Source organism: Limnohabitans planktonicus II-D5, from assembly GCF_001270065.2.
Taxonomy (GTDB): domain Bacteria; phylum Pseudomonadota; class Gammaproteobacteria; order Burkholderiales; family Burkholderiaceae_C; genus Limnohabitans_A; species Limnohabitans_A planktonicus.
This window is the reverse complement of record NZ_LFYT02000006.1, coordinates 139395-159022: the sequence shown is the minus strand read 5'-3', so window position 1 is coordinate 159022 and position 19628 is coordinate 139395. Positions and strand designations below refer to the sequence as shown.

19 protein-coding genes and 1 tRNA gene are annotated in these 19628 nt (G+C 59.6%); 15 read left to right on the top strand and 5 right to left on the bottom strand.

Annotated features, from left to right (window positions below; translation table 11 throughout):
- Nucleotides 1-2: 2 nt before the first annotated feature.
- Complete coding sequence (locus tag H663_RS27760) at nucleotides 3-992, top strand: tripartite tricarboxylate transporter substrate binding protein (protein ID WP_053170717.1); 990 nt, start codon at nucleotides 3-5, stop codon at nucleotides 990-992.
- A 23-nt stretch (nucleotides 993-1015) separates the two neighbouring features.
- The gene (locus H663_RS27755; protein ID WP_053170715.1) at nucleotides 1016-2266 is read left to right on the top strand and encodes a flavin-dependent oxidoreductase; all 1251 of its coding nucleotides are present in this window, start codon (nucleotides 1016-1018) and stop codon (nucleotides 2264-2266) included.
- Between the two features lie 103 nt (nucleotides 2267-2369).
- On the opposite strand, the gene H663_RS27750 is transcribed toward H663_RS27755, so the two are convergent.
- Complete coding sequence (locus tag H663_RS27750; RefSeq protein WP_053170713.1) at nucleotides 2370-3068, bottom strand: glutathione S-transferase family protein; 699 nt, start codon at nucleotides 3066-3068, stop codon at nucleotides 2370-2372.
- A gap of 329 nt (nucleotides 3069-3397) precedes the next feature.
- Nucleotides 3398-4165 carry a 2-keto-4-pentenoate hydratase gene (locus H663_RS27745; protein WP_240620436.1) on the bottom strand — a complete coding sequence of 256 codons (768 nt, stop codon included), beginning with the start codon at nucleotides 4163-4165 and terminating at the stop codon, nucleotides 3398-3400.
- Between the two features lie 164 nt (nucleotides 4166-4329).
- Between H663_RS27745 and H663_RS27740 the strand changes: the two genes are divergently transcribed.
- From H663_RS27740 to H663_RS41270, 4 genes are all read left to right on the top strand, one after another.
- A tRNA-Met gene (locus tag H663_RS27740) sits at nucleotides 4330-4406 on the top strand.
- 583 nt (nucleotides 4407-4989) lie between these two features.
- Complete coding sequence (locus tag H663_RS27735) at nucleotides 4990-5244, top strand: type II toxin-antitoxin system Phd/YefM family antitoxin (RefSeq protein WP_053170708.1); 255 nt, start codon at nucleotides 4990-4992, stop codon at nucleotides 5242-5244.
- On the top strand, nucleotides 5241-5504 hold the full coding sequence (locus H663_RS27730) for a Txe/YoeB family addiction module toxin (RefSeq protein WP_053170705.1): 264 nt from the start codon (nucleotides 5241-5243) through the stop codon (nucleotides 5502-5504). The genes H663_RS27735 and H663_RS27730 overlap by 4 nt, the downstream gene beginning before the upstream one ends.
- Nucleotides 5505-5646: 142 nt before the next feature.
- Nucleotides 5647-6129, top strand: a complete 483-nt coding sequence (locus H663_RS41270; RefSeq protein WP_133239982.1) for a hypothetical protein — start codon at nucleotides 5647-5649, stop codon at nucleotides 6127-6129.
- Between the two features lie 3 nt (nucleotides 6130-6132).
- Here the strand turns inward: H663_RS41270 and H663_RS27725 are convergent, their stop codons facing one another.
- Nucleotides 6133-7203, bottom strand: coding sequence for an NAD(P)H-dependent flavin oxidoreductase (locus H663_RS27725; RefSeq protein WP_053171615.1), 1071 nt, complete (start codon nucleotides 7201-7203; stop codon nucleotides 6133-6135).
- Between the two features lie 234 nt (nucleotides 7204-7437).
- Between H663_RS27725 and H663_RS27720 the strand changes: the two genes are divergently transcribed.
- The 3 genes from H663_RS27720 to H663_RS27710 are packed head-to-tail and all read left to right on the top strand — an operon-like array spanning nucleotide 7438 to nucleotide 11061.
- Nucleotides 7438-9957: an ABC transporter permease gene (locus H663_RS27720; RefSeq protein ID WP_053170701.1), complete on the top strand. Its 2520-nt coding sequence runs from the start codon at nucleotides 7438-7440 to the stop codon at nucleotides 9955-9957.
- Nucleotides 9958-9982: 25 nt separating this feature from the next.
- Nucleotides 9983-10387: a group II truncated hemoglobin gene (locus H663_RS27715; protein WP_053170698.1), complete on the top strand. Its 405-nt coding sequence runs from the start codon at nucleotides 9983-9985 to the stop codon at nucleotides 10385-10387.
- Nucleotides 10388-10422: 35 nt separating this feature from the next.
- Nucleotides 10423-11061, top strand: coding sequence for a Smr/MutS family protein (locus tag H663_RS27710; RefSeq protein WP_053170695.1), 639 nt, complete (start codon nucleotides 10423-10425; stop codon nucleotides 11059-11061).
- Nucleotides 11062-11096: 35 nt separating this feature from the next.
- Here the strand turns inward: H663_RS27710 and H663_RS27705 are convergent, their stop codons facing one another.
- Nucleotides 11097-11924, bottom strand: coding sequence for a symmetrical bis(5'-nucleosyl)-tetraphosphatase (locus tag H663_RS27705; protein WP_053170691.1), 828 nt, complete (start codon nucleotides 11922-11924; stop codon nucleotides 11097-11099).
- A 105-nt stretch (nucleotides 11925-12029) separates the two neighbouring features.
- Between H663_RS27705 and H663_RS27700 the strand changes: the two genes are divergently transcribed.
- Nucleotides 12030-13343, top strand: a complete 1314-nt coding sequence (locus H663_RS27700) for a hemolysin family protein (protein WP_053171613.1) — start codon at nucleotides 12030-12032, stop codon at nucleotides 13341-13343.
- 29 nt (nucleotides 13344-13372) lie between these two features.
- Here H663_RS27700 and H663_RS27695 read toward each other — a convergent pair whose 3' ends face one another.
- The gene (locus tag H663_RS27695; protein WP_053170689.1) at nucleotides 13373-14392 is read right to left on the bottom strand and encodes a P1 family peptidase; all 1020 of its coding nucleotides are present in this window, start codon (nucleotides 14390-14392) and stop codon (nucleotides 13373-13375) included.
- A 61-nt stretch (nucleotides 14393-14453) separates the two neighbouring features.
- Between H663_RS27695 and H663_RS27690 the strand changes: the two genes are divergently transcribed.
- The 5 genes from H663_RS27690 to H663_RS27670 are packed head-to-tail and all read left to right on the top strand — an operon-like array spanning nucleotide 14454 to nucleotide 19609.
- Nucleotides 14454-15413, top strand: a complete 960-nt coding sequence (locus tag H663_RS27690) for an ABC transporter permease (protein ID WP_053171611.1) — start codon at nucleotides 14454-14456, stop codon at nucleotides 15411-15413.
- Nucleotides 15410-16255 (top strand): ABC transporter permease, encoded by an 846-nt coding sequence (locus tag H663_RS27685; protein ID WP_053170685.1) that lies wholly within the window; start codon nucleotides 15410-15412, stop codon nucleotides 16253-16255. Before H663_RS27690 ends, H663_RS27685 begins: the two co-directional genes overlap by 4 nt.
- Before the next feature lie 5 nt (nucleotides 16256-16260).
- Nucleotides 16261-17262: an ABC transporter ATP-binding protein gene (locus tag H663_RS27680; protein WP_053171608.1), complete on the top strand. Its 1002-nt coding sequence runs from the start codon at nucleotides 16261-16263 to the stop codon at nucleotides 17260-17262.
- Complete coding sequence (locus H663_RS27675; protein ID WP_053170682.1) at nucleotides 17259-18071, top strand: ATP-binding cassette domain-containing protein; 813 nt, start codon at nucleotides 17259-17261, stop codon at nucleotides 18069-18071. Before H663_RS27680 ends, H663_RS27675 begins: the two co-directional genes overlap by 4 nt.
- A 20-nt stretch (nucleotides 18072-18091) precedes the next feature.
- A complete protein-coding gene (locus H663_RS27670) occupies nucleotides 18092-19609 on the top strand; it encodes an ABC transporter substrate-binding protein (RefSeq protein ID WP_053170679.1) in 1518 nt (505 codons plus the stop codon).
- The last annotated feature ends 19 nt before the right edge of the window (nucleotides 19610-19628 follow it).

The window sequence follows — 19628 nt, the reverse complement described above, 5'->3', positions numbered from 1 at the left end:
CGATGACATTTCCTTCACTTCGCCATAGCCGGGCTTGCCTGGTTGCTTTGACGGCCTTCGTGCTCATGGGCGCTGCGCAAGCCCAGACCGCAGCGCCTTACCCCACCCAGCCCATCAAAATCATCGTGCCCTTCACGCCGGGCACCGGCATGGACACGATTGCCCGGGCCGTGGCACCGCGCCTGAGTGAGCGCTTGGGCCAACCGGTGTTGGTGCAAAACCAAGCGGGTGCCAGCGGCAACATTGGCTCGGATGCGGTGGCCAAATCGGTCCCTGATGGCCACACCCTGTTGATCACGGCCAACACCATGCTGATGGCCACACAAATGAGCGCCAAGAGCAGCTACAACCCGGTCACCGACTTTGCGCCCATTGGCATGACGGCCTACGGCACCTTGATGTTGGTGGCCCATCCCAAAACCGGTGTGAAGTCCGCCAGTGACTTGGTGCGCATGGCCAAGGCCCAGCCGGGTCGTTTGAATTTTGGTTCGCCCGGTGTGGGCACCCCCCACCACATGGCCATGGAATTGTTCAAACTCGAGACCGACACCTTCATGTTGCATGTGCCTTATCGCGGCACGGCGGGTTACACGCAAGATTTGTTGGCGGGTGAAGTTCAGGCTGGATTTTTGCCAGTGCATGTGGCCGCCGGGTTTGTCAAAAGCGGTCGCTTGGTGGCGCTGGCAGTGGGCAGCCAAAAGCGGCATCCCGTGGCCCCGGAAGTGCCTACCTTTGCCGAGGTCGGCATCCAGCGCATAGACGTTGACCTTTGGTACGCGTTTTATGCGCCCAGCAAAACACCGGCTGCGGTGGTGACCCGGTTAAATGCCGAAATTTCGGCCATCATCCGCCAAAACGATGTCAAGGAACTGCTGGCCCGAGCGGGCATGGATGCCAGCACCTCCACCCCGGCCGAGTTGGGCACCTTGGTGGCCAAAGACTACCCGCGTTGGGGCCATGTGATTCGTTCCAAACAAATTTCAGCCGATTGAAGGGCTTGGATTCAAGGGTGCATATGACACAAAGAACAGCAGACATCGCCATCGTGGGCGGTGGCATTGGGGGTTTGGCTTTGGCGCTGCATTTGCACCACCGCGGTGTGGTGTGTGATGTGTTTGAAGCGGTGCCCCAAGTCAACGAGATCGGGGTGGGTATCACCGTGTTGCCGCATGCCATGCGCGAGTTGGCGGCGTTGGGTTTGGCCGAATCGGTGGAGGCCGCAGGCATTGAAAACTACGAAAGCGTGTTCTACAACCGCTATGGCCAGTTCATTTACAGCGAACTGCGAGGTCGCCATGCCGGTTATGCGCTGCCTGAGGTGGGCATTCACAGGGGCAAGCTGCACAAGATTTTGTGGGACGCGGCGGTGCAGCGCTTGGGTGCTGAGCGGGTGCACACGGGGCACCGCTTTGCCAGCCTGCATCAGGACGAAACGGGTGTGACGCTTTTCTTCACCGATGCGCAAGGTCAAACTTTGCCAGCGGTGCGCACTGGTGTGGTGGTGGCAGCGGACGGCGTCAACTCGGCGGTGCGCCGGGTGTTTTACCCGAATGAGAAAGTGGCATTCAATGGCATCAACACCTGGCGCGGCGTCACGCGGCACAAGCCGATCCTGACGGGCAAAAGCTATATGCGGGTGGGCTCGATCGACACCGGCAAGATGGTGATTTACCCGATTGCTGACAACATTGACGGGCAAGGCACCCAGCTGATCAACTGGGTGGCTGAAATCGGCTTGCAAAACGAAAGCCCCAACGACTGGAACCGCCAAGGTCGACTGGAAGATGTCTTGCCCTTGTTCAAGGACTGGACCTTTGATTGGCTGAACGTGCCCGAATTGATCGCCAAGGCCGATTCGATTTTGGAATACCCGATGGTGGACAAGGATCCTGTTGCGCAATGGACGTTTGGGCGCGTCACCTTGCTGGGCGATGCAGCGCACCCCATGTATCCGCGTGGCTCCAATGGTTCGGCGCAAGCGCTGGTGGATGCACGCACCTTGGCCGACGAATTGGCCCAGATCCCACCAGGCGGTGATTGGGTGCAGGCCCTGCATCGTTACGAAACTGTGCGCAGGCCATTGACCACCCAGGTGGTCTTGACCAACCGCAGCACGCCGCCGGACTTCATCAACATCAAGGTCGATGAACTGACACAAGGCAAACCGTTTCGCCACATTGACGACGTGATCAGTCAGGCCGAGTTGCGGCAAATTTCAGAGGACTACAAAAAAATCGCGGGCTTTTCGCTTCAGACGATGAAATAGAAGTCATGAACGCAAGCCCCTCGGGCGATGCGATCCCATCGAAGGGCCCCCCTGTGGGCGATGGTTGACATCGCCGCCACCACGTCTGGGCTGAGCTTTGGGCTCAGGCCTTGTTCAGCCGCTCGTTTTGCGGGAACATGAACTTCTTGGCGTCCGCATCCATTTCGGTCTTGAAGGTGTATTTCGTTTTGAAGGCTTCGGCACGTTGCGCGGCCGGGCGGGCGTTGACCAGATCCAGCACGCGTTTGATGTGGGGGTACTGCGTCCAGGTAGCTTCCCCCGTGCCCAACACATAAGGCAGCATGCGGGCCCAGCCCCACAGGGCCATGTCGACGATGCTGTAGTGCTCGCCCAGCATGTAAGTGTTTTGCGCCAAATGCTTTTCCAGCACGCTCCAGTGGCGGTGCGCTTCAAAGTCGTAGCGGTTCAAAGCATAGTCTTTGGGTTCGGGTGCGGCATGGCGAAAGTGCACCGATTGACCCGAAAACGGCCCGATGCCGCTCGCGATGAAAAGCAACCAAGACAGGGCTGCGCCGCGCTCTTTGGCTTGTGCCACACCAGGCATGAATTTTTGTTCGCGCTCGGCCAAGTACAACAAGATGGCGTTGCTGTCGAACACGGTCACGTCACCATCGGTGATGGCAGGCACTTTGGCGTTGGGGTTGATGGCCAAAAAGTCTGGCGCAAATTGTTCGCCCTTGCGCGTGTCCACGGGCACGGCTTCAAAAGGCAGACCCAGCTCTTCGAGCAGCAGGGCGATCTTCATGGGGTTGGGGGCGGCGTTGAAGAAGAATTTCAGCATGAAGGTACTCCGTTGAGTGGGGGGAGGCAGGAGGTTGAAGGGCAGTTTTCAAGACCCCATGTTCAAGTTCACACCTTAAAGTCCAAAGGGCTTGCCAATGGTCAGTGTCGCCCAGACCCGCAGGGTTCGTGGCATGTACTCAGTCATCTGGGTGACTCCGTGGTCTGTCCTGTGTTGATGCGTTCGTCCCTTGCCCACAGCAGGTCCCGTCAACAAGATGCATCGTCACGCATTGGGGCAGCATTGGCCGGCGCTTGTTGTGGGGCTTATGTGGCCAACCTTTGGCTGGGCACACGGCGCATGTTGCTGCCCATCACCGTGCAGGTGGGCTAGTCTGAAAAATGCATGTTCACTTGCCCCAGCACGCCAAAGTCAGCATGTGCGGTTTCACCGGGTTCCAATTCCAGGGGGACCATGCAGGTGCCGGTGGTGACCACATGCCCTTTTTGAAGCGTGATGCCCAGACTCGACAGCTGGTTTGCCAGCCAGGTCAAGGCCATGCGTGGATCACCCAAGACCCAAGCGCCTGAGCCTTTGCGGATGTAACGCAGGCTTTCGCCCTGCATCACTTGTGAGTGCACTTCATGCTGGCTCAAATCGGTGTTTTGCCACCCCTCGGGAGCGGCTGGCCCCAGCACGAAATGACGTGCGCAAGCGTTGTCGGCCAGCAATTGGGCCTCTCCCGCTTCGGTAAATGGCTCGAGCCGCGAGTCCGGCACTTCGATGGCCGGATGCAGTGTGGCCACGGCGGCCATGACTTCGGCCACACTGTAAGGTTCTGTTTTCGGTGTCAGGTCTTGGCCCATCGTGAAGGCAAATTCCGGCTCGGCCACCCGCATGCGGTTGCCCTTTGATGGCACGGCGGCCCCGCTTTCAAACACCTGTCCCGACAACAAGCGCCCTGCCAAAGGACTGCTCACGTTGATGTGGGCCTGGCCATTGCTGCTGGTGGCTGCAATCTTCCAGCCCACCACAGCACGGCCAGACACCATGGGCAACTGGGCTTGCGCCTGGTAGCCTTGTATCGCGGTCAAGGGTTTGCAGGTTTCAGGCAGGGCTTGGCGTGTCTGACCCGATTGCCACAGTTCCCAAATCACTTGGGCAGCCTGTGTTGCGAACGTCTCATCCTTTGAATTTTTTGAGGTCATCTGGGTTTTCTTGCGCCGAGGATGGCTTTTTTCGTCAAATTTATGTGTAGAATAATGGGCTTGATGACACGCGTCATCCACTTCATGACAGTTTGCCATGAAGTTGGTTTAAAGGTGATATAGCTCAGTTGGTTAGAGCGCAGCATTCATAATGCTGATGTCGGTGGTTCAAATCCACCTATCACCACCAGAACACGATCCAAGGCCGTTCACTGACATCCAGTGAACGGCTTTTTTCATTGGGAAATCGCTGTTCTATCGTCCAAGTTAGTCCGGTGCGGTTCGTTGGCAGCCAGCTCAAAGCGGGGGAACAATTGGTGGCACAAAAACGGGAGAACAAGAAAAAACGTGTTTTGTTCCCCTACCCCCCAATGAAACCAGAGAGAAGCCCGTCATGTTGACCGATGCCGAATGTAGAAACGCGACATGCCCACCTGAAAAAACGCTTTGACCAGATTCAGCAATGGGCCGATTACCTTGACCGCCTGCGCGACCTGTATTGCCCCTGCTTTTTTCGGCCCCTTCAATCGTTCAATTGGCCCCATGCCTTGCCCTGTACTGCGCCCTTCGCCCCGGCTGTTGCCGGTGGCCTGACTGACCCCGGCCCGGTGTCCTTACCCGGTACCCACTACCGCACGGCCCCGGCCTGCAATAGACCGCCCCGGAAATGGCCGCGAAAAGGGTACCCCCATGGCCCCACCTTCGGCGGCGCTTTGCATGGCCTGGCCTGCGCCCTTAAAATAGATGTTCAACTACCTGAACAGGTTTCCACCATGCAAGTGATCAGCTACACCGATGCCCGTAACTCACTCAAAGCGGTGATTGACCAAGTGATTGACGATCAAGCCCCTACGCTGATTCACAGGCGTGAAGGGGGCAACGCCGTGATCCTGTCTGAACAGGCGTATTCATCCATTCAGGAAACGCTTTACCTGCTTTCAAGCCCAGCCAACGCCCGCGCCCTGATGCGGTCTGTCGACCAAGCCAAAGCCGGTAAGGCCAAGCGGCGCAAGCTGATAGACGCATGAGAGAGGTTCGCTTTACCCCTGACGGCTGGGACGCCTACACCTGGTGGCAAGGGCAAGACCGAAAAACACTAAAGCGAATCAACGCCCTGATCGATGCCGCTTGCCGCGATCCATTTGAAGGAATAGGCAAGCCCGAACCCCTGGTGGGCAACTTGGCGGGGTTTTGGTCAAGGCGCATCGATGAAACCAACCGTCTGGTTTACGAAGCCGATGAAGTGTCTGTGTTGATCGTGGCCTGTCGCTTTCACTACGACGACTGAGCCAACCAGCGCCGGGGCTGGAATTGTTGTCACTGCGTTACTGATAGGAGAAAGGACCATGTACCACCACACAGACGGGGGCTTGCAAAACATGCGGCTTGTCAACGGCTACCGGGTGCAATAAACACCCTATGGCCAAGCGGTGGCGATTGATGACCTGGAAGGCTTGACGCCAACCATTTGCACGGCCCTGACCAAGAAACCATCCAAGCTGACAGGGGCCGAATTCCGTTACCTGCGAAACGGCCTGATGTTGTCCCAGCCCAGCCAGGGGCAAATGCTGGGTGTGAGTGGGCATGGAGCACAGCGCAAGTGGGCATTTTTCTCGAATTTGACATCGATCCACCGGCAACGCAGCGCATTCGCTGGATGTCTTGTGAGCGACCTGCGCGGTTTGATTTTCAAAGTCCGCATGTTCACTCTTGTAATGCGTGCCATTGCTCTGGCAGTTCGGCGATTGCCTCGGCGGGTGATTTGTTCTCCCATATGTCCCAACAACAGCCACAACCATGGTTTTCGGGTTGACGGGGCAGGCGCGTTGATCAACGCGCAAACTCTGATTCCACGGCTTCAACTTGATTTGGCTTATCGCCTTGGACGATGGTTTGTACTCTTGGCCTCTTGATGCCTAACGTTCGAGTTCAGCGAGGGGTTCAGACGCAACTGACAAACCTGCGAGTAACCGAGTCAGCGACGCAGCCGGTATCTCGCGGCAGCCAGATGCGTTTTGCCCTGCCCATAGAGGTGAGAAACCGTCTATTCCGCGAGCTTCAGCCGCTTGCCGCAGAGGTGCGATGGCGGAGGTCGCCAGGGGAAACGCAGGCACGTCCGCACGGATAGGGCCCAGTTCCCGCATGATCCGATTCATGATTCCACGGGCGGGTCGACCGGTGAACAGATTCGTCAGCGCCGTCAATTCGGATTCTTTGCTCATCAAGGCGGCGCGGTGTAAGGTGGAGGTGGTCGCCTCGGGACAGAGCATGTATGCAGTGCCAACCTGAACACCCGCCGCGCCCAGCGCCAACGCTGCTGCCACGCCGTTTGCATCGGCAATTCCGCCTGCAGCGATGACAGGCACTTTGACCGCCTTCACCATCTGGGGCAGCAAGGCGAACGTCCCGATTTGAGTATGGAGGTCGTCGGATAAAAACATTCCTCGATGTCCACCTGCTTCAAGCCCTTGCGCAATGATCGCGTCGACACCTTGTGCCTCAAGCCAACGTGCTTCGCTCACAGTGGTCGCCGAAGACAGGATCTTGCTTCCCCAACTGCGGACCCGAGCGAGCAGTTTGGCCGAGGGCAGCCCGAAGTGAAAGCTGACGACTTCCGGTCTGAACTCGGCCAATACGTCGGCGGCTTCCTCGTTGAATGGATGCCTGCCAGGGCCCGAAGTCACAGCTGTTGGGTCAATCCCGAATTCTTCGAAGTACGGTAAGAGTGCGGCTTTCCAGGCTTGCTCCCGAACAGCGCTGGGCACAGGCGGTGAGTGGCAGAAGAAGTTGACGTTGAAGGGCCGCGTTGTGCGCATGCGGATGACAGCCAGTTCCTGGCGCATGGCATCCAGGCTCAGCATGGCGCATGGCAGCGAGCCAAGCCCACCCGCGTTGCAAACGGCTATCGCCAGTTCGCTGCCCTGCACGCCCGCCATGGGTGCCTGAATGATGGGGAGTTCCACTCCAAGGAGTGCTTGCATTCTCATGAATGTTCCTTTGCTGGGCCGTAGATGCTGTGTCCTGCGCAGAAGGCCTTCAATGGAGGCACACCACCCAGACACCTTTCAAGGCCGTTCAATGACGCTCAGTGTAAACACTGTTGAACTGGAAAATTGGGGGCGTGTAGTCGGGTAAAGAGGTCCAAGCCAAGGTGCTGCCTCCTTGATCTCGTCAAAATCCCCGCCCTCACAAGACCTCTGCGTGTGCGGTAAGGTCAGGGCATGAATCAACAAGGATGGATGCACGGTCTTCGTCTCGGTGGGCGCCAGTTGTGGCGTGACTTGCGGGCGGGTGAACTGCGGCTTTTGATGCTCTCGGTCACACTGGCGGTGGCGGCACTGACGGCGGTCGGGTTTTTGGCCGACCGCCTGCAAAACGGCTTGTGGCGCGACGCCCGCCAATTGCTGGGGGGTGATGCGGTGGTGGTCAGTGACCAGGCCACCCCTGCGGCGTTTGTGCAGCAGGCACAAAAACTTGGGCTGGTGACCAACACCAATATCAGCTTTCCCACCATGGCCCGCGCACTGGCCGAGCAAGGCGGGGCCAGCCGTTTGGTGGCCTTGAAGGCGGTGGAATCGGGTTACCCCCTGCGTGGTCGACTTGATCTGTCGCCTGCAGCGACACCGCCTGCACTTCCAGCTTCGGGTGAAGTGTGGGTGGACCCGGCTGTGCTGGAAGCCCTGAGCTTGCAAACCGGACAGATGATTGGCTTGGGGGAACGCCACTTTCGCATTGTCGCCACCATTGTGCGCGAGCCCGACCGGGGGGCGGGTTTCATGAGTTTTGCTCCCCGGGTCATGATGAATGCGGCCGATTTGGCCGCGACGGGGCTGGTGCAACCGGCCAGTCGCATCACCTGGCGCATGGCGGTGGCGGGCGATGCCGCATCTTCCGAGCGCTTTGTGCAGTGGGCCCGCTCCGAGCTGGAGTCATCTCGGGTGCACGGCGTGCAGATCGAGTCCCTGGACAGCGGTCGCCCTGAAATGCGCCAGACCCTGGACCGTGCTTCGCAGTTTTTGAATTTGGTGGCCTTGCTGGCGGCGCTCTTGTGCGCGGTAGCGGTGGCCCTGGCGGCCCGCAGCTATGCCGAGCGGCAGCTCGATGCCTGTGCTTTGCTGCGGGTTTTGGGTCAAAGCCAGCGCACACTCACCTTGAGTTATGGGCTGGAGTTCTTGGGCGCGGGGCTGCTGGCCAGCGCCTTGGGCGTGCTGGCGGGCTATGGCGTGCATTTGGTGTTTGTGCAGCTGCTGGCAGGGCTGGTGGATGCCCAGTTGCCCGCGCCTTCGGCGCAGCCTGTGCTCATGGGATTGGCCATGGGCCTGACTTTGCTGGTCGCATTTGGCTTGCCGCCCGTTTTGCAATTGGCGCAGGTGCCACCCCTGCGGGTCATTCGGCGCGATTTGGGTCAGTTGCAAGTGCGCTCGGGCCTGGTGCTGGTCATGGGTTTGCTGGGTTTTGCGGCCACGCTGCTCATGGTCAGTCGCAACTTGACGCTGGGCCTGATCACCGTGGGTGGCTTTGCCATGGCTTTGCTGGTGTTTGCGGGCTTGGCCGCCGCGGCACTGTGGCTGCTGCGCCGTGCGGTGCCTGGCGAGCAAGCACCGCGCTGGTTACGCTTGGCGACGCGCCAGGTGGCGGCCCGGCCGGTGTTTGCGGTGGTGCAGGTCAGTGCCTTGTCGGTGGGTTTGCTGGCACTGGCTTTGCTGGTCTTGCTGCGCACCGATCTGGTGGGCAGCTGGCGCCAGGCCACACCGGCCAACGCGCCCGACCGTTTCGTTATCAATGTGCAGCCCGAGCAGGCGCAGGACTTTTTGGCCCATCTGCAAAATGCCGGGGTGCAGTCGCCTGATTGGTTTCCGATGATCCGGGGGCGTCTGGTGGCCATCAACGGTCGAGACGTGGGGCCGGGTGATTTTGTGGAGGATCGCGCCAAACGCCTGATTGACCGGGAAATCAACCTCTCACACACGGCCGATTTACCGGGCCACAACGCATTGACAAGCGGGCGCTGGGTGGCGGAGGAAGCCGACGGCGTCAGCGTGGAGTCGGGCATTGCCCAGACCCTGGGCCTGAAGCTGGGGGATCAATTGCGCTTTGACATCGCCGGGCAAGTGCGCGAAGCCCGCGTCACTTCGCTGCGCAAGGTGGATTGGGGCTCCATGCGGGCCAATTTTTTCATGCTCTTTCCGGTGGCCGACATGCCCGATTTGCCCATGACCTATATGGCGGCTTTTCGCACCCCTGAAGGCGCACCCGGTTTTGAAAACGCCTTGGTGAGTCGCTTCCCCAACATCACCAGCGTCGACCTGCGCAGCACCCTGGGCCAGATTCAGCGGGTGATGGATCAGGTGATTCGCGCTGTGGAGTTCCTGTTTGCCTTCACCCTGGCTGCGGGCTTGATGGTCTTGCTGGCCGCTGTGGGCGCGAGTCGCCAGGCGCGTGAACGTGAGTACGCCATCATGCGGGCGCTGGGCGCCGGGCGCGCCTTGCTGGCGAAGGTGCAGCGCACCGAACTGCTGGGCATTGGCTGGCTGGCGGGTTTCATGGCCAGCAGCATGGCGCTCGTCGTGGGCTGGGCTTTGGCGCGTTATGTGTTTGAATTTGCCTGGCAGCCGCCATTGTGGGCACCTCTGCTTGGCGGCGTGTTGGGGGCTGTGCTGGCCTGGGCTGCAGGCAGCCTGAGTTTGGCCGGGGTCTTGCGCCAACCGGTCATGCACACTTTGCGCCAAGCTGCCGAGTGAACCAGTCACGTCACAATACAAGCCTATGCAGATTGAAGAAAAACCACCTTTTGACACCCCCTTTGAGTGGATCGGGGGTGAGGCGCAGGTGCGTGCGCTCGTGGAGCGTTTTTATGACCTGATGGACCTGGAGCCCAAGTACCAGGCTTTGCGTGACAGCCACGGCAGTTCCTTGCAGGGTGCCCGCGACAAATTGTTCATGTTCTTGTGTGGCTGGCTCGGTGGCCCGGATTTGTATGTTGAGCGCTTTGGCCATCCCCGCTTGCGCATGCGCCATATGCCTTTTTCCATCGGCATTGAGGAGAGAGACCAATGGCTCGCTTGCATGGACCAGGCCATGGGCGAAGTTCAAGTAGACCCCGTGCTGCGTGATCGTCTGAAGAAAAGCTTTTTCCAGACCGCCGACTGGATGCGCAATCGCGGCGCCTGAGCGGTGGGGCACACCTTCATGGAACGGGACACCTTTTGAAACTCAACTCGCTGCAAGACCTCAAACAGGTCCAGAAAAAGCTGGCCGATGCCCACGCACAAGCGCAAGCCCAAGCTGCCGCGCAGGCGGCCGCTGCCCGCCAACGAGAGGCCGAGAGCAATTTGTTTGCGCGCGCCGTGGGGGTGGTCCAGCGCATCTCCCATCCCGACCCCGTCAGCATCTCACCGCCTGCACCGGCGCCGGTGGCTTCGCAGCGGCAAAAAGACGAAAAAGCGGTCTTGCGTGATTCGCTCAGTGATGAATTTGATGCCAGTACCTTGCTGGACACCGATGACGCGCTGAGCTTTCGCAGGCCGGGCATTGGGCGTGATGTGACCCACAAACTGCGCAAAGGTGACTGGTCCATTCAGCGAGAAATTGATCTGCACGGCCTGCGCAGCGACGAAGCGCGACTGGCGCTGGCCGAATTCATTCGGCTGGCACACCGCCAAGGCCTGCGCTGCCTGCGCGTGGTGCACGGCAAAGGTCTGGGCTCGCCCGGTAAAACGCCGGTGCTCAAATCCAAAGTGCACAGCTGGCTGGTCCAAAAAAATCAGGTCATGGCCTTTGTTCAGGCCAAACCTGCAGAAGGCGGTGCGGGGGCCTTGGTGGTGCTCCTCAAACCCGCTGATTAACGCGCATTCAGGTGCTCGGTCTTGCGTCCAGGAGATCAGCCCGGCCGCTGGGCTTGTTCGCATTTCACCTGGATCACCTCGTGAAGCCCGGTATCCGACAGGCGCATGGCGCTCAGGCAGCCGCCCCACACGCAGCCCGTGTCTAAAGCCCACACGTCCGGGCGCTGCAGCCCTCCCAGAGTGGACCAGTGTCCAAAAGCCACGACCCCATCGGCGGTTTGGCGTCCGGGTACATCAAACCAGGGCATGAAACCTTCGGGCGCTGCATGGGCACCTTCTTTGGCGGCGAATTCCATCACCCCATCGGCCGAACAAAAACGCAAGCGGGTGAGCGCATTGACAATCACCCGCAAGCGATCCATTCCCGCCAAATCATCCCGCCAGGCAGCAGGCGCATTGCCATACATCTGATGCAAAAAGTCCGGCAGATCTGACCCGCGCAGCACACACTCCACCTCGGCGGCCAAGGCCAGGGTTTGCTGGGCAGTCCAGCTGGGCAGCACGCCTGCGTGCACCATCAGTACATCGTGCGCCTGGATGGCCAGGCGCTGGTGGCGCAGCCAATCGAGCATGGCCGTGCGGTCTGGCGCTTGCAAGATGTCGTCGAGTGTGTCCCCGGGCTTGAGGCGACCAGCACCGGCGGCGACAGCCAGCAAATGCAAGTCATGGTTGCCCAGCACACAGTGCACCGCTGTGCCCAAGCCCATCAAGCGGCGCAGCACGCCCGCCGAGTCTGGTCCCCGGTTGACCAAATCGCCCAGCACATACAAGGTGTCGCGACTTGGCGAAAAATTCATTTGTTCCAACAAGCGGCCCAAGGGCGCATTGCAACCCTGGATATCACCCACCCAATAATTTGACATGTTCACCTCTGGTGCCCGATTGTGCGGGATGATTGCTCGCCCCCCATGGGGTGTTGCCATGCAAGGTGCACGGGCGGGCCAAACATCCTTGGCACAATGGTGCCCATGGATTTTTTATTGATTGTTTTCCTCACCCTGCTCAACGGGGTGTTTGCCATGTCTGAGTTGGCGCTGGCTTCCAGTCGCAAGGCCCGTCTTGCGGCCATGGATGAGGCGGGTGATAAAGGCGCACATGCCGCTATTGAGTTGCTCCAGGAACCCACACAGTTTTTGTCGACGGTGCAGGTGGGCATCACGTCCATTGGCGTGCTCAACGGCATTGTGGGTGAGGCCGCTTTCAGTGCCAGCCTGGCCGCCAAACTGGGGGGCTGGGGCTTGACAGAGTCGGTGGCGGGCATCACGGCCACGGCGATAGTCGTGACCCTGATCACCTTCACCACCATCATCTTTGGCGAACTGGTGCCCAAGCGCATTGGGCAGCTTTATCCTGAAGCTGTGGCGCGGCTTGTGGCGCGGCCCATGGCCTGGCTGGCCAAAGCTGCCGGGCCGTTTGTCAAGCTCTTGTCGCTGTCCACCCAGGGCATGCTCAAGCTCATGCGCATTGACAGCCAGGGCAGTCGGGCTGTGACCGAAGAAGAAATCACGGCCAGCCTGGAAGAGGGCGTCGATGCCGGGCTGATCGAGGAGCACGAGCACCAGATGGTGCGCAACGTGTTCCATCTGGACGACCGCGCCCTGACGTCGATGATGACGCCGCGCAGCGATATCCAGTGGCTGGAAGCGGGCCTCACGCCGCAGCAGGCCATGGACCGCATCAACCAGATGCGACAGCAGGGCAACCACTCCTGGTATCCCGTGTGCCGGGAAGATCTGGGGCATGTGGTGGGGGTCATCAGCTTGTCGCACCTGCTGGCTTTGCCCGTGGCTGACGGACACGCCATTGAACGCTATGCCCAGGCGGCTCACTTTGTGCCCGAAACCCTCACCGGCATGGAGTTGCTGGAACAAATGCGCGATCAATCCAGCCGCATGCTTTTTGTGGTGGATGAATATGGTGAAGTTCAGGGCTTGCTCACGCCCCTGGATTTGCTCGAAGCCATCACCGGCGAACTCAAACCCGAAACCCAAACCGAAGCCTGGGCCACAGAGCGCTCGGACGGCAGTTGGCTGCTGGACGGCCTGATGCCTGTCAATGAACTCAGGGCGCGCCTGGACATCAAGGAATTACCCGCTGAAGACAAGAACCGCTACAACACCTTGGCCGGTTTGCTCATGTTTGTGTTGGGGCAATTGCCTGTGACGGGCCAAAAAATCGAGATCGATGAATGGGTGTTTGAAGTGGTCGATCTGGATGGTCGGCGCATTGACAAGGTGTTGGGTCAACGCCTCAAGCAAGAGGATGAAGGGGCGCAAATCTAGCTGTTGGAACGGGTATCACGGCGACGTATTCAAGCGCCCATTTCCAGCGCGCTTGGCAAGTACCCCAGTGTGGTCTGAACGCCATTCGCATGGTGTATCGCGTCGAGCGTGGCCAGTGCGGTGGCTTGCGCCGCCATCACAGTGAGCAGCATCAGGTCGGCGGGCTGGTTTTCGGTGCAGGTGGCCAGGGCAAAGAGGGTGTCGCCGTCCAGGGTGGTGTGCGCAGGGCGGATGCTTCTGGCTAGGCCGTCGTGTGCACTGATGGCCAGGCGCTTGGCCTGCGCTTTGGTCAAGGTGGCGTTGGTGCCCACCACACCTATGGTGGTGTTGGTGCCGGGCAGGGGGCGGCTGCCAGTATCGCCACAGAGCAAGGCGTGTTGCGTGTCGAGTAATCGCTGACCATCTGCCGTCCTGGCACCTGCCAGGATCTGGCCGCTGCTGGGGTCGAGTACATCACCGACCGCATTGCAGGCGATCAGGGCGCCCACCACCCACGGCCCCACGCGCACGCTGGCGTGACCCATGCCGCCTTTCATGGCGCGGTCCATGCCAAACAGTTTGCCCACGCTGGCGCCTGCCCCTGCGCCCACATTGCCTGCGGCGGGTGGCCCTGAGCTGGCGGCTTGGCAGGCGGCATAACCGGCGGCGGCGTCGGGGCGGATGTGGGGGATGTCGCCTGGCCTGACCACAGGCAGATCAAAGAGCACCGCCGCAGGCACGATCGGCACCCGACCAAAGGGCGTCTCAAAACCGATGTGGTGTTCGTCCAGCCAGCGCATCACGCCGCTGGCGGCGTCCAGCCCAAAGGCGCTGCCGCCGCTGAGCAAGACGGCGTGCACCCTTTCGACCAGATTGGCAGGGTCCAGCAAATCGGTTTCGCGGGTGCCGGGTGCCGCGCCCCGGACATCCACGGCACCGACGGCACCATCGGGGGCCAGCACGACGGTGCAGCCGGTCAGGCGCTGGTTGTGGGTGAAGTGGCCGACTTGCAGGCCTGGCACATCCACGATGGCACCGGGGGCAGTGTTTACAATAATTTCAGATCTCATGGGCGTGCTCGTTTTGTACCGTTGCTATGCTGCCGTGTTGTCATTCATCTTAGGCGAACGCGTGTCCTTATTTTTCCTCAAAAGACTGAGCAGCTTCATGGTGACGCTGTTGGCCGCCTCGGTCATCGTGTTTGCGGTGCTGGAGTTGCTGCCCGGTAATGCCGCTCAGGTGATTCTGGGCGAGACGGCCACGCCCGAGTCTTTGGCGGCGATGGAAGAAAAGCTCGGTTTGAATTTGCCCGCGCATGTCCGTTACCTGCAGTGGGTGGGCGGCATGCTGGCCGGGGAGTCGGGTATCAGCATTTCTTATGAGACGCCCACTGCGCAGTTGATGGCCGAACGGCTGCAGGTCACGCTGCCATTGGCCATCATGGCCATGAGCCTGACGGTGTTGTTGTCTTTGTCGCTGGGTATTTATGCCGCATCCCGCCAAAACCGCGCTGGCGATGTCGGGGTCATGAGTCTGAGCCAGCTGGGTTTGGCGCTGCCCAATTTCTGGTTGGCCATCTTGCTCATTTTGTTGTTTGCCGTGCATCTGCAGTGGGTCAGCGCTGGCGGCTTTCCGGGCTGGACTGAAGCGTCAGGGGGCGGGATTTGGGAGGCGATCAAGGCTTTGCTGCTCCCCGCCATGGCTTTGGCGGCAGTGCAGACGGCCATTTTGACGCGGGTGACGCGCTCGGCGGTGCTGGAGACGATGCGTGAAGACTTTGTACGCACGGCGCGGGCCAAGGGCTTGAGCCGCAGGCAGGTGCTCTGGCGTCATGTGCTGCGCAATGCCATGTTGCCAGTGCTCACCGTGATGGGCTTGCAGTTTGGCAACCTGATCACCAGCGCGATTGTGGTGGAAAACGTGTTTGTATTGCCGGGTATCGGACGCCTGATTTTTCAGGCCATTGCCAACCGTGATTTGATCGTGGTGCGTGATGTGGTGATGTTGTTGTCGGTCATGGTCATCGTCATCAATTTCGTGATTGATGTGTTGTATGTCTGGATTGATCCGCGTTTGAAAGCTGTGTCATGAGCAACACGCAAGCATCATGGCGCCGTGCTTGGCGCCACCCCAGTTTTGTGGCGGGAGGGTCGATGGTGTTGCTGCTGGTGCTCAGCGCGCTGGTGTCAGTCTTTTGGTCGCCCTACCCGGTGGGCGACATCGATATTCCGAATAAATTGGCACCGCCCAGTGCTGCACATTGGCTGGGCACCGACAGCCTGGGGCGGGACATTGCCAGCTTGTTGCTGGTGGGCAGTCAGAACTCGCTGTGGGTGGGCTTTATTGCGGTGGGTCTGGGCATGGGCGCGGGTGTTCCTTTGGGCTTGCTGGCGGCGGCGCGTCGGGGTTGGGTGGAGGAACTTGTCATGCGGGCCGCCGATTTGACCTTTGCCTTTCCGGCCTTGTTGTCGGCGATCATGTTGTCGGCCATTTACGGACCCGGTTTGGTGGTGAGTGTGGTGGCCATTGGCATTTTCAACATCCCGGTGTTTGCGCGCATCACGCGAGGTGCGGCGAATGCGGTGTGGTCGCGGGATTTTTGCGCGGCTGCCCGCACGGCTGGCAAAGGCAGTTGGCGCATCACGCGAGAACATGTCTTGCCCAATATCCTGAGCGTGCTGATCGTGCAGGCGACGATCCAGTTTGCCATTGCCATTCTGGCCGAAGCGGCTCTGTCCTATTTGGGTTTAGGCACGCAGCCGCCGCAGCCAAGCTGGGGGCGCATGCTCAATGAGGCGCAGTCCCAAATGTTTCAGGCCCCTTGGTTGGCGGTTTACCCCGGGGTGGCGATTGCCTTGGCGGTGTTGGGTTTGAACCTGATGGGCGATGGCTTGCGTGACCTGCTCGACCCACGTTTGGCCAGGCAAAGATGAGCACCATGACCGATTCCATTTCTCAGCCCATGCTGCAAGTGCGTGACTTGCGCGTGAGCTTGCCCACCGCGCGTGGCTGGGCACAGGCTTTGCGCGGCGTGTCTTTTAATTTGGCCCGCGGTCAGACGCTGGGGCTCATTGGTGAGAGCGGTTGCGGCAAATCGCTGACCGCGCTGGCGTTGATGGGGCTCTTGCCCGAGCAGGCTCGGATCAGTGGTTCTGTTTGTTTTCAAGGTGCCGAGTTGGTGGGCATGGCCGATGCCGCTTATGGTCAATTGCGCGGAGCCCGCATGGGCATGATTTTTCAGGAGCCAATGACCGCGCTCAATCCGCTGCACCCCATCTGGCGGCAGATTGCAGAGCCTTTGCGTTTGCACCAGAACATGGGGCTTGAGCAAGCCAAGGCCAAGGCGCTGGAATTGCTGGAGCGGGTGCAATTGCCGCGTGCCCGTGAGCGGCTGCAGGCCTATCCGCACCAGTTGTCAGGCGGGCAGCGTCAGCGCGTGATGATTTCAATGGCTTTGGCCTGCAGCCCGGATCTGCTGATTGCCGACGAGCCGACCACGGCGCTGGATGTCACGGTGCAAAAAGAGGTTCTGTCGCTGATCCGTCAATTGGTGCGGGAGGACGGCATGGGCCTGGTGCTGATCAGCCACGACCTGGGGCTCATGCAAGACCAGGTTGACCGCGTGATGGTCATGTATGGCGGCACCGTGGTCGAAGAAGCAGCCACGCAGGAGTTGTTTGCACAAAGGGCGCACCCTTACACACGGGGTTTGTTTGCGGCGCGCCCACGTCTGGGCTTGTCACGCGGCACACGTTTGCAGACCATTGCGGGCAGCGTGCCCGAGTTGATGGACCTGCCAGCGGGTTGCGCATTTTCTGACCGATGTGATGGGGCCGTCGAGGCATGCCGGACGACGGCGGTGGTGGCGCAAACCATTGCGCCTCGCGTGGTGTCTGATGTGCCGCACCGGGTGAGCTGCCCACGCTGGAGTTTGTCATGAGTGCTGGGCCGATGTTGGCGCCTGCGCCTTTGCTGGAGGTGCGTCACTTGGGCAAGCGCTTTGCCTTGCCAAAATCATCCCTGTTCAGTGCGGCGGGCAGTTTGCAGGCCTTGTCTGATGTCAGTTTTCGCCTGGAGGCCGGGCGCAGCCTGGGCATTGTGGGGGAATCGGGGTCTGGCAAGTCCACGCTGGCCAAGTTGGTGATGGCGCTGGACAAGCCCAGCGAGGGGCAGGTTCTGCTGGATGGCGTGGATGTGCATCAACTGGGACCAGCGGATTTGCGCAGGCTGCGCCCACGCTTTCAAATGGTGTTTCAGGACCCTTACGGTTCCCTGGATCCTCGCCAGAAGGTGCGCCAGATCGTGACCGAGCCCCTGGCGGTGTTGTCATCAGGCAGTGCCGCCGAGGTGGATGAACGCGCAGCGCAGGCTTTGTGTGAGGTGGGGCTGCGAACGTCTGACTTGGACAAATACCCGCACGAATTTTCAGGTGGGCAACGTCAACGCATCGCCATGGCGCGGGCCTTGATCACGCGACCGTCATTGATCGTGGCGGATGAGCCGGTCAGCGCTCTGGATGTGTCCGTTCAGGCGCAGGTGCTCAATTTGATGATGGATTTGCAAGACCGCTATGGCTTGAGTTACCTGTTTGTCAGTCATGACCTTGCCGTGGTCAAACTCATGTGCGACGATGTGCTGGTTTTGCAATCGGGCTGTGTGGTGGAGCAAGGCTCGGCCCAGCAGGTGTTCAGTCAAGCGCAACACCCCTATACGCAAGCACTGATGGCTGCAGTGCCCGGACACCATTAACCTATTTTTCAGGAGATCTCATGACATTCAAGGAACACACTTTTTCGCGTCGCACGGCGGGTTGGTGCGCGGTGGCTTTGCTGGTGGGGGCCAGTTGGGTGATGCCCTCCATGGCACAGGCTCAAGCCCGTAAAGACAGCCTGGTTCTGGGCATGATTTTGGAGCCCACCAGTCTGGACCCCACGATGGCTCCGGCTGCAGCCATTGGTGAGGTGGTGCACTACAACATTCTGGAGGGGCTGACCAAGATCAATGTGGATGGCTCGGTTGCCGCGCTGCTGGCAGAAAGCTGGAAGATGGATGCGGATGGCAAGGCCTTCACTTTCAAATTGCGCAAAGGTGTGAAGTTTTCAGATGGTTCTGACTTTGATGCGTCGGCCGTCAAGTTCAGCTTTGAGCGCGCCAAGGGCGAAAAAAGCACCAACAAGGCGAAAGCTGTCTTCAACAACATCAGCCACATTGCCACACCTGACGCGCATACGGTGGTGATCGTGCTGAACAATCCTGATGGCAATTTCCTGTTTCGTCTGGGTGAAAACACGGCGGTGATCCTGCACCCCGGCAGTGCAGCCAACGCGGCTACAAAACCCGTGGGTACCGGCCCCTACAGGCTCGATTCTTGGGCAAAAGGTTCCTCCATTTCCATGTCCAAATGGGAGGGTTACCGTGATGCCGGGGCTGTCAAGATCAAGAAGGTCACTTTCCGCTTCATCAATGACTCGGCCGCGCAAGTGGCGGCTTTGCTGGCCGGTGACATCGACGGTATGCCGCGTTTTCAGTCACCCCAAAGTCTCAAGCAATTTCAAAGTGACAAGCGCTTTGTAGTCGAGATGGGCAGCTCCGCTGGCAAAGGCATCATGACGATCAATAACCGCAAGAAGCCCTTTGATGATGTGCGTGTACGCCGTGCGCTGTCGCATGCTGTCGACAAGAAAGCCTTCATTGATGGCGTGTTTGAAGGCATGGCCAAACCGATTGGCAGTCACATGGCACCCACCGACGCTGGCTATGTCGAATTGAGTGGTTTGTATGCCTACGATCCCGAAAAAGCCAAGGCCCTGCTCAAGGAAGCAGGGGTGCAAACGCCCTTGAATGTCACACTTACTTTGCCTCCACCACCCTACGCACGCAAAGGTGGTGAAATCCTGGCCGCTCAGCTGGCCAAGGTCGGCATCAATGCCAAGATCGAAAACGTGGAATGGGCGCAATGGTTGGGCGGGGCCTTCAAAGGCAACTTTGACTTGACCGTGATCAACCATGTGGAACCCCTGGACTACATGGCCTATGCCAATCCCCAGTACTACTGGGGCTACGACAGCAAGGCTTTCCGCGATCTGGCGGCCAAGCATTCAGAAGCCACCAACGCCAAAGATCGCACCAAATTGTTTGGTGACATGCAACGCTTGATTGCCACGGATGCGGTGAATGTTTTCTTGTTCAATGCATCCAATTCAGCGGTGTACCGTAAAGGCCTCAAAGGCCTGTGGTCCAGCTCACCCATTTTTGCCAATGACATTGCTGCAGTTTCCTGGCAATAATTGTTCATCGTCTCAAAAG

Coding starts and splice junctions, on each gene's coding strand:
- H663_RS27760 (WP_053170717.1), top strand. CDS start 3: ATGACATTTCCTTCACTTCGCCATAGCCGGGCTTGCCTGGTTGCTTTG.
- H663_RS27755 (WP_053170715.1), top strand. CDS start 1,016: ATGACACAAAGAACAGCAGACATCGCCATCGTGGGCGGTGGCATTGGG.
- H663_RS27750 (WP_053170713.1), bottom strand. CDS start 3,068: ATGCTGAAATTCTTCTTCAACGCCGCCCCCAACCCCATGAAGATCGCC.
- H663_RS27735 (WP_053170708.1), top strand. CDS start 4,990: ATGCAAGTGATCAGCTACACCGATGCCCGTAACTCACTCAAAGCGGTG.
- H663_RS27730 (WP_053170705.1), top strand. CDS start 5,241: ATGAGAGAGGTTCGCTTTACCCCTGACGGCTGGGACGCCTACACCTGG.
- H663_RS27725 (WP_053171615.1), bottom strand. CDS start 7,203: ATGAGAATGCAAGCACTCCTTGGAGTGGAACTCCCCATCATTCAGGCA.
- H663_RS27720 (WP_053170701.1), top strand. CDS start 7,438: ATGAATCAACAAGGATGGATGCACGGTCTTCGTCTCGGTGGGCGCCAG.
- H663_RS27715 (WP_053170698.1), top strand. CDS start 9,983: ATGCAGATTGAAGAAAAACCACCTTTTGACACCCCCTTTGAGTGGATC.
- H663_RS27705 (WP_053170691.1), bottom strand. CDS start 11,924: ATGTCAAATTATTGGGTGGGTGATATCCAGGGTTGCAATGCGCCCTTG.
- H663_RS27700 (WP_053171613.1), top strand. CDS start 12,030: ATGGATTTTTTATTGATTGTTTTCCTCACCCTGCTCAACGGGGTGTTT.
- H663_RS27695 (WP_053170689.1), bottom strand. CDS start 14,392: ATGAGATCTGAAATTATTGTAAACACTGCCCCCGGTGCCATCGTGGAT.
- H663_RS27685 (WP_053170685.1), top strand. CDS start 15,410: ATGAGCAACACGCAAGCATCATGGCGCCGTGCTTGGCGCCACCCCAGT.
- H663_RS27680 (WP_053171608.1), top strand. CDS start 16,261: ATGACCGATTCCATTTCTCAGCCCATGCTGCAAGTGCGTGACTTGCGC.
- H663_RS27675 (WP_053170682.1), top strand. CDS start 17,259: ATGAGTGCTGGGCCGATGTTGGCGCCTGCGCCTTTGCTGGAGGTGCGT.
- H663_RS27670 (WP_053170679.1), top strand. CDS start 18,092: ATGACATTCAAGGAACACACTTTTTCGCGTCGCACGGCGGGTTGGTGC.